The sequence below is a fragment of the Parapedobacter sp. genome (assembly GCF_035556095.1).
Lineage (GTDB): Bacteria > Bacteroidota > Bacteroidia > Sphingobacteriales > Sphingobacteriaceae > Parapedobacter.
In genome coordinates, this window is sequence record NZ_DATMFT010000011.1 from 182,321 (window position 1) to 195,087 (window position 12,767).

The 12,767-nt window shown below is 49.9% G+C and carries 12 protein-coding genes; 4 read left to right on the forward strand and 8 right to left on the reverse strand.

The genetic code is table 11. The features are described from left to right. Positions 1-16: 16 nt before the first annotated feature. From VNQ80_RS05595 to VNQ80_RS05625, 7 genes are read right to left on the reverse strand one after another with little or no spacing between them, the layout of a single operon-like run. Positions 17-784 (reverse strand): ABC transporter permease, encoded by a 768-nt coding sequence (locus VNQ80_RS05595; protein WP_325636472.1) that lies wholly within the window; start codon positions 782-784, stop codon positions 17-19. Beyond that, positions 781-1,512: an ABC transporter ATP-binding protein gene (locus tag VNQ80_RS05600; protein WP_325636473.1), complete on the reverse strand. Its 732-nt coding sequence runs from the start codon at positions 1,510-1,512 to the stop codon at positions 781-783. Before VNQ80_RS05600 ends, VNQ80_RS05595 begins: the two co-directional genes overlap by 4 nt. After that, a complete protein-coding gene (locus VNQ80_RS05605) occupies positions 1,509-2,726 on the reverse strand; it encodes a nitrous oxide reductase family maturation protein NosD (RefSeq protein ID WP_325636474.1) in 1,218 nt (405 codons plus the stop codon). Before VNQ80_RS05605 ends, VNQ80_RS05600 begins: the two co-directional genes overlap by 4 nt. A gap of 43 nt (positions 2,727-2,769) precedes the next feature. After that, positions 2,770-3,216, reverse strand: a complete 447-nt coding sequence (locus VNQ80_RS05610; RefSeq protein ID WP_325636475.1) for a nitrous oxide reductase accessory protein NosL — start codon at positions 3,214-3,216, stop codon at positions 2,770-2,772. Beyond that, a complete protein-coding gene (locus tag VNQ80_RS05615) occupies positions 3,213-3,794 on the reverse strand; it encodes a hypothetical protein (RefSeq protein ID WP_325636476.1) in 582 nt (193 codons plus the stop codon). The genes VNQ80_RS05610 and VNQ80_RS05615 overlap by 4 nt, the downstream gene beginning before the upstream one ends. 23 nt (positions 3,795-3,817) lie before the next feature. After that, positions 3,818-5,791 (reverse strand): Sec-dependent nitrous-oxide reductase, encoded by a 1,974-nt coding sequence (gene nosZ, locus VNQ80_RS05620; RefSeq protein WP_325636477.1) that lies wholly within the window; start codon positions 5,789-5,791, stop codon positions 3,818-3,820. 34 nt (positions 5,792-5,825) lie between these two features. After that, positions 5,826-6,290: a c-type cytochrome gene (locus VNQ80_RS05625; protein WP_325636478.1), complete on the reverse strand. Its 465-nt coding sequence runs from the start codon at positions 6,288-6,290 to the stop codon at positions 5,826-5,828. Between the two features lie 337 nt (positions 6,291-6,627). Here VNQ80_RS05625 and VNQ80_RS05630 point away from each other — a divergent pair, with 337 nt between their 5' ends. The 4 genes from VNQ80_RS05630 to VNQ80_RS05645 are packed head-to-tail and all read left to right on the forward strand — an operon-like array spanning position 6,628 to position 10,423. Next, entirely contained in the window at positions 6,628-7,236 is a 609-nt protein-coding gene (locus VNQ80_RS05630; RefSeq protein WP_325636479.1) for a Crp/Fnr family transcriptional regulator, read from the forward strand. Continuing rightward, the gene (locus VNQ80_RS05635; RefSeq protein ID WP_325636480.1) at positions 7,191-8,468 is read left to right on the forward strand and encodes a hypothetical protein; all 1,278 of its coding nucleotides are present in this window, start codon (positions 7,191-7,193) and stop codon (positions 8,466-8,468) included. Before VNQ80_RS05630 ends, VNQ80_RS05635 begins: the two co-directional genes overlap by 46 nt. 60 nt (positions 8,469-8,528) lie before the next feature. Further along, positions 8,529-9,926: a class II fumarate hydratase gene (gene fumC / locus VNQ80_RS05640; RefSeq protein WP_325636481.1), complete on the forward strand. Its 1,398-nt coding sequence runs from the start codon at positions 8,529-8,531 to the stop codon at positions 9,924-9,926. Beyond that, complete coding sequence (locus VNQ80_RS05645) at positions 9,887-10,423, forward strand: fumarate hydratase (RefSeq protein WP_325636482.1); 537 nt, start codon at positions 9,887-9,889, stop codon at positions 10,421-10,423. Before fumC ends, VNQ80_RS05645 begins: the two co-directional genes overlap by 40 nt. Before the next feature lie 4 nt (positions 10,424-10,427). On the opposite strand, the gene VNQ80_RS05650 is transcribed toward VNQ80_RS05645, so the two are convergent. Further along, positions 10,428-12,380, reverse strand: coding sequence for a sensor histidine kinase (locus tag VNQ80_RS05650; RefSeq protein WP_325636483.1), 1,953 nt, complete (start codon positions 12,378-12,380; stop codon positions 10,428-10,430). Positions 12,381-12,767 lie beyond the last annotated feature (387 nt).

Genomic DNA, 12,767 nt, shown 5'->3' on the forward strand with positions numbered 1-12,767 from the left:
TCATTTGCTGCAAGGGTTAGAGATCTCGCCGTTCAAAAAACCGCGTGGAGAAACATACGGGGACCGCAACCCATAGCAACAATACCAACGTTGTTATCGCCATGCCCCATCCCGTTCCGAAGAAATTGCGGAAAATGGCACCGGTGTAGCCCATCATTGCCGATAGATCGACCTGCAACAGAATCAATATCCTACTGATATCGATTGGATTGAGCATCGATACGGCAATCATCCCCTTTTCAATCGGGTAATCGGCAAACTGGAATAGAATAAACAGCACCAATGCATCGAAGAGCAGGGCGAAGTATAGCCATAACAAGATGGATAGGCCGATACCTTTTGCCTTATCGCGGATACGCACCGCGGCCCATAGAGCTACCGATACGAATACAACCGATAGTAGCATACCGCAAAGCAGCAGCATGATGCCCGAAGGGGTAAACGCATAAAGCAGGATGGGTATGCCTACGCCGACGAGGAAAGCGAGCGCCACGGCACCGGCCAATCCGGTGAATATACTTAGCCATATCGTACGGCGTTTCAATGGCTGGCTCACAAGCAATTCGATAAATTCGGCGCTGTTATACAGATATACCGTCGAAAAAATGATGCTCACCAAGGGGACGACGAACAGGATGATATTCAGCAGGCTGACCACCCCTTTGTCGGCATTGTCTTCAATACTGAACACACTGAATGATAACACCAGCAGTGCCGCTGCATATACCATGACGGTGCGGCTGCGCAACAGGTCTGCGATGACGTATTTTACAATCTTGTTCATACCGTTACCCCCTTCCCTGCGGCTTCTTTAGCCATGACCTTGGCGATGGCCTTGCCCAGTTTATCGGCGCCGGTTTCTTCTTTCAAGACATCCAATGATTTGTGGAACAAAGGCCGTCCGTCCTGCATGTAGATGATCTGGGTGGCCAAATCATCCAAATCGCTCAACACGTGCGAGGTAATGACAATCAACTTGTCTTTGCTTCTTTCTGCTAATATTTTATCTTTCAACAACTCCGTGGCCACCGGGTCGAGGCCCGCGGTGGGTTCATCGAGGATGAGCACCTCGGGCTTGAACATGAACGCCAGGCAGGCGCTCACTTTTTGCCTTGTCCCGCCCGACAGCGTACCCATGCGTTTATCGAGCATGTTATGTAGTTCGAACACGTCGAAAAGATCCTTATCTAACGTCGCTTCCGGCATTTTGCGGATATCGCGCATCATGTCCAGCACCTGTCCGATAGTCATATTTTCCGGATACCGGCCTATTTGCGGCATGTAGCCGATGTCGCGCCGGTACTCCCATTGCCGACCAATCGGGTTCCCCTTGAAAAAAATCGTCCCTGACTGCGGCACCACCATGCCCAGTATCGCTTTGATCAGCGTCGTTTTCCCGCTCCCATTGGGGCCGATCAGGGCCACGCATTCCCCTCCCAACAAGGTGAGCGAGACGTCATCGAGCACTTGCAGTTTGCCAAACCGCTTGGATAGTTGTTGTATGGTAATCATAGGGCGACAGGGTTCATCATCGGAAAATCATCCTTCAAATCTTCAGGGATAAGGCTGGGCATCACCCGTTCGGTACGGTCGAGCAGCGTAACCATGAAGCTACGAAACAGCAGCATGGCCGTGGGGTATTTCTCCACCACCATGGAAAACAGGCTAACCGGCCGGTACGGAACATCCCCCTCCTTGTCTTTATCCAGGTCGTATCCCTCGTATTTATCCCAGTAATTACGCACAAATGTATTGAGTTTCAAGGAACCGTTGGTCGCTAAATCAAAGGTATTTTGTACAAAATTGTTTTGTGTAAGCATATTGTCCATACAGCTGGATTGCATTTTCATCGCCCAGCCGTTCCCTTCAAATTGGTTGCGTTGTATCTGCACGCGGTTGCTTCCTTCCATCAGTATCCCCGTGGTATTCCGGGAAAACACGTTATGCTCGATGTGGCTATCGGTGATATCCTTGAGCAATAGCCCGTAGGCGGCATCTCCCCAGTTCTCGCTGAATACATTATTTTCCATGCGCACCCGTTTGGTATACATCACGGCCACACCCGCGCCGTTGCGGGAAAAGGTATTCCCGTAGTACCCGTTTTCGTGCGAAAACATAAAGTGGAGTCCATACCGCCGGTTATCCGATGCCACGTTATCGCGCACTTCCGTATGCGTGACGAACTCAAGGTATATCCCGTCGCGGTGGCCAGTGATGCTGTTGCCGATAATGTAGAGGCTATCACTTTTCCAACTGTGTATCCCGTTGCCGGTGAGTTGTTCGGTCTCGCCATACGCTGTAAGCTGATTGTTGCGCACGGTACATTGCTGGGAACCCTGTAAATAGATGCCGAAAAAGTTGTCATCAAGCATATTGTCCGCAATCGTGATGTGGTGCGTATCGTAAACCTTGATGGCCGCAATGTCCCGTATCGACGATTGGCCGGACGCTTTTATGGTAAAACCACTTATCGTCACATAGGGAACGAAAACGGAAAAGGGTTCGTATTCCTTTTCACCGTCGATGATCGGGTTGTCCACACCGATCAAGACAATACCCTTCCGGATTTCGATATTGCCCTCCCGGTATATCCCAGCGTGTACCCGGATGGTATCGCCAGCTACTGCTTTCGCCAAGGCTTGCTTAATGGAAGTTATGGGGTGGGATGGGCCAACCTGAATGGTAGCGGCATATCCCACGCCGCCCACCATCAGGCAAACACACATACAAAAAACACCGTAAACAGGCCTTAACATCGATACATTCCACTTATTTCCAGAGATCTGCCCATGTCAGTTCTTCACCGCCATGAGTCTCTTGCACTTGTGCCAGCTCTTCCCGGGTCGCAAATGCCGCGACATCACCGCGCATGGGACTTTTCAAGGACTCGCTTTTCAGGAAGAAAAGTCCGTCTGAAGGGAGCAATTTATTTGCATGGCTATAATCGGGCAGGTAGTATTCAGCCACATCTTCCTGGGCAACGCTACCAGCCTTCACAAAAGCAATCATACATTGCACATCGTCGAAATTGTACGCCCGGCCCTTCGTGGTAGCGAGCTGGCATCCGAAGCGCGCATCGCTAACCGTCATCCTACAATGACTGCATTGGTCATGCCCGTAGTTGATGGGTTCCGGTCCGTCGCCGCCACATGCCTGAACGGCCAATGCCAACACCACTCCCAATGCGAATAAACTTACTAATCGTATGATATTCATGATACCACTTGTTTTGTATTAACCAATCTCCATTCGGCAAAAACGCAGTATGCTAGCAGTACACCACAGGAAATAAATATCCATCCCCCCACATCGGGTATCGAAAATGCACCGAAGTTCAGCAACTGTTTGAACCCGATCAACGGTGGCTGGTAAGCCATGCCGGGCACCTGTATAGGTGCCGTCGGGTCGAGGTCGTGTCCGTATTCATACAGCCAGCGCCAAAAATCGACCATCGCGACGACCCCGAAAAGCAGGAATGCCCCAAACAGGATGTATAACAACCGCCGCCGCCCCAAAAGCCCCACCACAATAAAGGCAAGCCCGTAGATACCGATCAAGTAAGGCAGTACGGTAAATTCGATAAAATCCTCGGCATGGAGTACTTTCATCCCGATGTAGTGGTTCAATCCATTGATGATGTCGACCTGTCCATCCAGTTTATAACTGTATATCAACAGTTCGAGCCCTTCGGGATACTGTGCAGCGTCCAGTTCGATACGCCATATCGGCAATGCGATGACGGCAAGCAGGGCCACGCCGCTGATAGCGAGTATGGCCCTGTGCAATGATTTCATAGGATATTGGCTTTTCACGTCACTTATTTTTTGGTGCCGGTATAGGCTGTCATGGGTACGTTACTTCCTTTAGGAGAGACACGTACATAGCCTGACATTTCCTGATGCAATGCCGAACAGAAGTCGGTGCAATAGAATGGGAAGATACCCACGCGGTCCGGCACCCACTTGAGCGTTGTCGTCTCACCCGGCATGATGAGTAGCTCGGAGTTATTGGCGCCTTTGATAGCAAATCCATGGGGCATATCCCAATCCTGCTCCAGGTTGGTCACGTGGAAATAAACCTCATCGCCCAACCGTATGCCTTCGATGACGTCGGGAGTGAGGTGGGACCGGATGGTGGTCATGTACACCCGCACAATGTTACCCTCACGTTCTATACGGGCCTCGGCTTCGCCGTTCGTTTTATGCGGGTGTGCGTTGGCATTGATGTCGTATATCTTCAACGATTTATCCATCAGCATCTCCGCTGGTATGGCTTGCGCATAGTGGGGCTCGCCAATGGTCGGGAAATCGAGGAGTAATTCCATTTTATCGCCGCTGATGTCAAACAATTGGGCACTGTGCGCCAATTCGGGACCTGTAGGCAGGAACCGGTCTTTGGTGATCTTGTTGTACGCTACCAAATATTTGCCATAGGGGTTCTTGGAGTTTCCACCCGCCACCATCAAGTGGCCAACAGAATAATACGTAGGTTGCCTATCGAGGACTTCCAGCGACTCTACATTCCATTTTACCACTTCCGACGAAACGAAGAAAGAAGTATAGGCATTCCCTTTGGCGTCAAATTCGGTGTGTAGCGGTCCCAATCCGGGCTTTTGGACTTCCCCATGCAGTACTGACTCGTACTTCATGACGGGTATACCACCGTAACGCTCGCCTTCGAACTCCTTATTGGCAATGGCTTGCTGCAATTTCTCAAAACTGAATACCGGGATTAACGCGGCCAGCTTACCACTGCCTACAATGTATTCGCCAGTAGGGCTCACGTCAGCCCCGTGGGGTGATTTCGGACAGGGGAGCAAATACGCCAAGTCGTCAAATTCGGCCACATCCAACACGGTGACTTCGGTTTTTATTTCGTGGGTAGCGCTGTGGGTATGTTCATCCCATTTGTTGTGTGCATAGCGCACGTTGGTTTGCTTGGTACCACGCCCTGCCTTGAAATATTCTTCTGCTTTCTTCCAGTTGATGGCCATGATGAAGTCCTTGTCGTTCTGTGAGGCGTTGACCTCCTGCAAGGTGTGGGCCTGCTCCGAGTTGTAGCAACTGATAAACAACCATCCACCTGATATGCCTTTTCCAGCACCGGACAAGTCAAAATTCAGACCGGGGGTTTTTAATTGGAACGTGATATCGAATTCACCGGTTTCTTTATCCACACTTACGAAACTGATGTGGCCTTTGAAATTTTCCTTATAGGAATCGATAGGCACATCGCTCTCGGGCCCATCCGGCGGTACGCTGAAGCGTGTTGCGGCAATCACGTATTCCGAATTTTCCGTGGTAAACGGCGAGCAGTGGTTACCGCCCGTATTGGGGATTTCGATGATCTCCGCCGTACGGAACGTCGTAAGGTCGATCCGCGCCAGGCGAGGCGTGTTGTTGGAGTTGGCAAACACCCACTTACCGTCCGGCATACCATCCGTGAAAGACGATTCAATGTGGTGTAAGTCATCCCAGGGAACGAAACCATGTGAGGTCATCAGCATGGGTTTGGTTTCTTCGCTGAATCCCCACGCCTTTTCGGGGTCGACAGAAAAAACGGGGATCACCCGGAATAACCGGCCACTGGGCAAGCCATATACGCTCATCTGCCCGCTGAATCCACCAGAGGTAAAGGTATAAAACTCGTCATACTGCCCCGGCGGCACGTACGTCCGTTGGGCCGCATTTCCAGACACCGCGCTTCCAGCACCCTTGGGTCTGCAAGCATTGAAGGACAGGGATACCGCGGCTACGGCAACCATCCAAAAGAGATACTGTTTTGGGTTCATTATACAATATATTAGTGATCAATAAAAATAATCGCTATTGCACCCCGTCATTTTCACGCATGAACTCCAGGATCTTGCGCGCTTCCTCATCAGCGAGGTTCTGGTTGGGCATGCGCACCAAACAGATCTCCAACTGTGCCTGTAATTCGGGGTCCTTGTCAATCATGGGATCGGGGTTGGTAATAAAATTCATGATCCATTCGGGGCGGTGTTTCTCGGTAACCCCGGCCCATCCTGGGCCCACCAAGCGCTCATCGGTATATTTATGGCAGCTTGCACATTTCAGGTCGGCAATCACTTTCCCCTCCTGGGCCATGGCCGCATCCAATTTGTTGCCCACATCCACGTTTTCAAACTTTCCTTCACCCCGCTTCGGATCGTAGTCTTCGGGGTTAGCCGTAGACTGGGCGGGAGCATTGTTGTCGTTGTTTTGTTTTCCTCCTTGGGAGCATGCGTACAGCGCAACTCCCAGCGTCAGTAGAACCAGTAGCTTTTTCATTTTATTATTTTTTAGGGTTATTATTGTAACCCATGAAGGTACGAATTGTTTTTAATTTACCTTGTATGACGTTCCCTTCTTTCTGAAGCAAAACTAAGTAGCGTGCGCTAGTGATTTTATGCGTACGGTCACAAAACAACCTGTCGTATCGCACAAGGTAACACCAGATAATCATTAACACATTGTATTCCAATAATATAAATCACACTTTAATGATTTATGATTGTTGTCACTTCTACAGTTGACAGCAGTCATGCGGCCTTCATGTACCAGCCATTACCTTTGTATCTATCGCTTATTGCTAACGAAATGTTGATACTATTTTAATCTCAACATCATGATAGACACCGATTTACTATTAGAAAAAGGCGCAACCTATCGGCATACCGAGGCGGGTGAGATCATTTTCAATGAAGGTGCGCAGGCAACATTCTACTATCAATTGGTTTCGGGTAAGGTAAGGTGGTCGCACTTCGATGATAACGGGAAAGAAGTACTTCACAAAATCGTTGAAGCTGGAGAAGCTTTCGGTGAGCTGCCGCTTTTCGATGGGGAGCCCTACGGGGCCAGCGCAGTGGCCGATTCGCCCTGCACCCTCCTGCGGTTGAGCACCACCTCATTCCATGAGCTGCTTGCCGAACATCCCGACATTCACTTGGCATTTACCAAGTCTATGGTTTCCCATTTACGTTTCAAGGTCTTCTTGCTCAATGCGCTGGCTAAAAACAATCCCCAAACTGCCCTTGTTGAATTAATTGATTATTTCAACCGGCACGGCAAGCTGATATGCCAAGACTGCAACCGGTTGATGGTTACCCGGCAGCAACTAGCCAACATGGTCGGTCTACGGGTTGAAACGGTTATCCGGGCCATCAAGCAACTGCAACAAGAGGACAAGTTATGCATCGTAAAAGGCAAAGTATTCGTTCCGGCCGACGGGGTCTGATGGCTGCCCTCGGCCGTATCACTGTGCGCCAATGGCTGTTATTGGCACTTTTCAATCTATTATTGGTTGCCGCGCTCGGCCTATTGATGCGACTGAAAGTGTTGCTTCCTATGCCGGCAATCAACCAGAAATTCCTGCTCCATGCCCATTCCCACTTCGCGTTCGCCGGGTGGGTGTCGCATGCATTGATGGTGTTGGTGGTGGCAATGATCTTCAACCGGCAACAACACGAAAAGCTACCTTGGCGATATCAACTCACGGTTGTTGCCAACCTGCTGGCCAGCTATGGCATGCTCATCAGTTTCTTTCTCCAAGGCTATGGGCTTTACTCTATTGTGGCGTCAACGGCCACCGTTGCGGTTTCCTACGTATTTGCGGTGATGTGTTGGCGGGATATGGCGATCAGTGGCCGTCATTCTCTTGCCTTTAGTTGGCTTCGGGCAGCATTGCTGTTTCTCGTGCTATCATCCGTAGGTACATTTTACTTGGCCCACCTCATGACGTCAAACAATATAGACTCCCGGCTACAACTCGCCTCGGTATATTTTTACTTACATTTCCAGTATAACGGCTGGTTTTTCTTTGCGTGCATGGCCTTGGTGCAACATTGGTTCAATCGTATTGGCGTGTCCGTAAACCATCCAAAGACCATATTTTGGTTATTCGCGTTAACCTGTCCGATCAACTACCTGCTTTCCGTGCTCTGGTGGGATATGCCTGCCTGGCTCTACGTCGGCGTGGTAGTGGCAGTGGTGGCGCAAAGCATTGCTTGGGCCCAATGGCTGCGTAGCTGTGTGGTAAATCGACTGGTGTTCGGGCATTCATTAACCGCCGTGGCAAAATGGCTACTTATCGGCGTGGCCACCGCAGCGACCATCAAGTTCGTCCTCCAAGGGTTGCCGGTCATCCCGTCGCTGAGCCAATTGAGTTATAGTTTCCGCCCCATTGTCATCGGTTACCTGCACCTCGTTTTACTGGCTGTCATCAGCCTCTTCATCATCGCGTATAACTATATTGGTGGATTGCTGCACATCAACCGCCTAGCCGTTGCGTCGACAGCCATCTTCGTGGCCGGCGTTATATGGAATGAATTGCTCTTGATGGCACAGGGCATTTCGGGATTGGCGCGTACGCCCATCCATCATGTGCCCCTGTTGCTGGCGGTCGCGGCCGGTACGCTCTTTATTGGCGTTATGGGGTTATTGTGGAGCCAGCGGCATAAAGGTTCATGAGATACATTTTCACATCTCCTGTATCTTCGTACCTTTGCAACATATCAAAACAACGATTCCATGTCATACCGAATAGAACACGATACCATGGGCGAGGTGCAAGTACCTGCCGACAAGTACTGGGGTGCGCAAACGGAGCGTTCTCGTAACAATTTCAAGATAGGGCCTTCGGCGTCGATGCCCAAGGAAATCATCGAAGCATTTGCTTACCTTAAAAAAGCGGCCGCTTATACCAACACCGATGCAGGTATACTGCCTGCGGAAAAGCGCGACCTCATCGCCCAAGTATGTGATGAGATACTCGCGGGCCAGTTGGCCGACCAATTTCCCTTGGTTATCTGGCAGACCGGATCGGGCACACAGTCCAACATGAACGTCAACGAAGTGGTTTCCAACCGCGCCCATGTGCTGCAAGGCCAGAAGCTGGGTGAAGGGAAGGTCTTTATCCACCCCAATGACGATGTCAACAAGTCGCAATCGTCAAATGACACTTACCCCACGGCGATGCACATTGCCGCTTATAAACGCTTGGTTGAAACCACTATTCCGGGCGTCGAGAAACTACGTGACACGCTGAAAGCCAAATCCGAGGCCTTCGCCCAAGTTGTCAAGATCGGTCGTACGCATTTGATGGACGCTACGCCGCTTACCCTTGGACAGGAGTTTTCGGGTTATGTAGCCCAGCTTGACTACGGGCTCAAAGCACTCCGCAACACCATGGCCCATCTTTCCGAACTTGCCCTCGGTGGTACCGCCGTGGGTACGGGAATCAACACCCCGAAGGGATATGCGGAAAACGTGGCTAAGTATATCGCTGATTTTACGGGGCTTCCGTTCCGTACCGCGCCCAACAAATTCGAAGCATTGGCTTCACACGACGCCATCGTGGAAAGCCACGGCGCGTTGAAGCAATTGGCCGTGTCGTTGCATAAAATCGCCAACGACATCCGCATGCTGGCATCTGGTCCGCGGTCTGGTATTGGTGAGATCGTCATTCCGGAAAACGAGCCGGGCTCGTCCATTATGCCGGGCAAAGTAAACCCAACACAGTGCGAAGCTTTGACGATGGTAGCCGCGCAGGTCATCGGCAATGATGTCGCCATCGCGTTCGGCGGCGCCAACGGGCATTACGAATTGAACGTATTCAAACCCGTTATGGCAGCCAATTTCCTGCAATCCGCCCGGCTTATCGGTGATGCCTGCGTGTCATTCAACGATCACTGCGCTATCGGCATCGAGCCTAATCGCGATGGTATCAAAAACCACCTTGAAAACTCGTTGATGCTCGTGACAGCACTCAACCCACATATCGGCTATGAGCAAGCGGCCAAGATTGCCAAAAAAGCACACAAAGAGAACAAATCATTACGGGAAGCCGCGCTTGAATTGGAACTGTTGACCAACGAGCAGTTTGACGAATGGGTACGCCCCGAAGAGATGATTGGTGGACTGAAATGAGTTGTCGGCTATTCCTGGCCGGCATGTTTTTTTTACTTGCCGGCAGTTGTCGGTTCAATCCCGACGTCCAATACGAAGGCGCGGATTTCCTGCAAGGGATGTGGGTGCAAGACAGCATACCCATGCAGGATGCCTTGCTTCACTATACGCTGCATGACCTGAAGTTCACCTGTGATTCCATCTACGCTACCCTACACGTTACCTCTAAAACCAAGAACATCGCGGATTCATGCTATAACGGCGGACAGTGGACGGAATATGCCAAAGGAATCTATGTGGTACGGGGCGACAGCCTGATTGTGGATGGCTTGTATACAAAACCCGATTGGAGCCAGAAGATTTCGGGTTGCTACCGCAGTGGGCAATACCTTCCGCGATTCAAAATTGTTCGGCATACGACAGATTCGTTACTGCTCGAAAACCGCTACGATCCGCGGCCATTGCTATTGCGCAAAACGGCAGCTATCACCTGCGTCCCCAGAAAACGCTGGGAGTAGCACGCTATTCACCCTTTTTTTCGAATTCCAATTCAACATGGATTTCGGTGCCTTGGGCTGAGGAATAGATATGCACATCACCTTGGAAAGCCGCTACACGCTGCCGTACATTCTTCAAGCCCATACCTTCCGTCACCTGCTGCTGGTCAAACCCCTTGCCGTCATCCTGCACCGTAAACGATATGCGGTCTTCTTCCTGTACCAGCTGCACGTTGATATGATTGGCCTGCGCATGTTTGAGCGCGTTGTTGACCAACTCGTGGATACATCGGTAAATCATGATCTCCATTTTTTCCGGCAACCGCGCCTCATTGCCAAAATAGTGAAAGTCCGCAATAGGTATGGCCGAGCAGAAGTCGGTCAGTGACGCCTTAAGGCCATATCTCAATAGCGACTCGGGCATCATGTGGTGAGCCACACGACGAAGTTCCTGGATGGAATCATCGAGCATGCCGATCGCTCTCTGGAAGCGGGATACATCGATGGTCTCTAATACGGCCGCATCACCCGTTACCTGCGGCAGATTGAATTTAACTAAGGAGAGCATGCTCCCCAGGCCATCGTGCAGGTCTTTTGCCAGACGCGTGCGCTCAGCTGCTTCACCGTCCAGGGTAGCCTGCACGGCTACCAACTGTTTTTCCTGTTCCAGCCGCCGGGCTTCTTCCTCCGCCAGTTTTCTGCGATTCACCGCGAGGCGGTAGCGGATAAAGGCAAAAGCCAGGGCGACGAATAAGATAACCGCTATAGCAACACCAAGCCAAGTGTACAACTGTTTTTGCTTTTCCAACGATGCGATTTTGAGTTCTTTTTTTTCGGTTTGATATTCGGCTTCCAGAAATGCGATATGACGACGGCTATCTTCACCAAAAACGGTATCTTTCAGCAGGTAGGCTTCATGCATTTGTTGATAAGCCTCCTTGTGCTTGCCCATATGTGCATTGACTTGGGCCAATACCGACAGGCCAACCTGGCGGGTACCCTTTGCGCCCTGTAAGTCTGCCGATTGCAATGATTTTTCTGCTGCCTCATAGGCCCTTTCATACTCTTCATTCAACAGATATGCTTGAGATAAGGCGGAGTTGTAGTCTCTCAAATTCCAATCCTGACCCAATGAATCGACAATCTGTTTTGCTCTTTCAAACTCTTGTACAGCCAAATCGTATTTTTTTTCATGATATAGATAGTACTCTCCGTGGTTGAAATAATACGAAAACTTTTTATTCGGGTCGTTGTGCTTTTCCCCGTACTTCAGTACCTCTTGGAATAGGGGCAGCGCACGCTCATATTCTCCCTTTGACATCAAGATATCGCCCAGATTATTTTGGCTGGTAGCCACTAACAAGGCATTGCCCGCGTCGCGCGACAGCGCCAGGCACTGCCGGGCATATTTTTCGGCTTTATCAAGGTTATTCAAGGTTGAATATAAAGCAGACAGGTTATTGAGTGTATAGGGGCGTGTTTTCATGTCATTCACCTCATCGAACAAGCGTAGTGCTTGGATATAATGGTTCATAGCTGCTCCATAATCACCTTGGGTTTGCCGGATAGTTCCGGAATTATGTTGTATTCTGCCCATACTGACCGTGGACGTAGTCGATGGATGACGCCGATAGAGCTGTTCGGCCCTATCGAAATAAAAAAATGCCGAATCAAAATTTGTTTTGACTTGGGCAAAGCAAGCTCCTTGATATTGGAAACTGTTGGCAAGGTCCAGCGGATCCTTTTGTTTTTCAGACACGACAATAGCTTTACGGGCCAGTTCCATGGCGGCTTGTGGGTCGGAGTGCATAAGAACATTGCCTTGGGCCAGCAGAGAGTCTATATCCACTATTCCCTTACTATTCGTATTTTTCAAAATCAACGTATCGACCAATTGTCCTGATACCGTAGATGAAAAATAAACAGTCAGCCATAAAAACAAACCGTAGCGTAGTACCTTACTGCTATATATATTCATAATCGAAGGTTTATAGATAGACCTCTGACAATTTTAGCTCTTTTTCGTGTTCCTCCATCAGTTTATATATAAAGCGTTTATCTAGTTGCGCGGGTTCGTACAATAGCAAAGGTAGCGTGTTTTCGTCCAATTAAAAACCCCCTTTAGGGGGGTAAGTGCACCCGCCAACCCGCTGTATCTTTGCCCCGTACCTTACAAAGAAGACACGGGTCATTATACGTCGGGTTCATCTGACAGCAGAAAAATGAAAATAGAGTATATGAAACCGTCATGGTTTTCAAAAACCACATAGGGGAATGATTAAACCATGACAGCTTCATCACCATTAAAACCGCCGAAAGCAGCATGAATGCCTTTAGAAACAAAAAAGCGATGAATAAACAAATT

Bases quoted from the DNA above. Each gene is read 5' to 3' on its own strand.
- fumC (WP_325636481.1), top strand. From the start codon at position 8,529: ATGTCATACCGAATAGAACACGATACCATGGGCGAGGTGCAAGTACCT.
- VNQ80_RS05615 (WP_325636476.1), bottom strand. From the start codon at position 3,794: ATGAAATCATTGCACAGGGCCATACTCGCTATCAGCGGCGTGGCCCTG.
- VNQ80_RS05605 (WP_325636474.1), bottom strand. From the start codon at position 2,726: ATGTGTGTTTGCCTGATGGTGGGCGGCGTGGGATATGCCGCTACCATT.
- nosZ (WP_325636477.1), bottom strand. From the start codon at position 5,791: ATGAACCCAAAACAGTATCTCTTTTGGATGGTTGCCGTAGCCGCGGTA.
- VNQ80_RS05600 (WP_325636473.1), bottom strand. From the start codon at position 1,512: ATGATTACCATACAACAACTATCCAAGCGGTTTGGCAAACTGCAAGTG.
- VNQ80_RS05610 (WP_325636475.1), bottom strand. From the start codon at position 3,216: ATGAATATCATACGATTAGTAAGTTTATTCGCATTGGGAGTGGTGTTG.
- VNQ80_RS05630 (WP_325636479.1), top strand. From the start codon at position 6,628: ATGATAGACACCGATTTACTATTAGAAAAAGGCGCAACCTATCGGCAT.
- VNQ80_RS05635 (WP_325636480.1), top strand. From the start codon at position 7,191: ATGCATCGTAAAAGGCAAAGTATTCGTTCCGGCCGACGGGGTCTGATG.
- VNQ80_RS05595 (WP_325636472.1), bottom strand. From the start codon at position 784: ATGAACAAGATTGTAAAATACGTCATCGCAGACCTGTTGCGCAGCCGC.
- VNQ80_RS05645 (WP_325636482.1), top strand. From the start codon at position 9,887: ATGGGTACGCCCCGAAGAGATGATTGGTGGACTGAAATGAGTTGTCGG.
- VNQ80_RS05625 (WP_325636478.1), bottom strand. From the start codon at position 6,290: ATGAAAAAGCTACTGGTTCTACTGACGCTGGGAGTTGCGCTGTACGCA.
- VNQ80_RS05650 (WP_325636483.1), bottom strand. From the start codon at position 12,380: ATGAATATATATAGCAGTAAGGTACTACGCTACGGTTTGTTTTTATGG.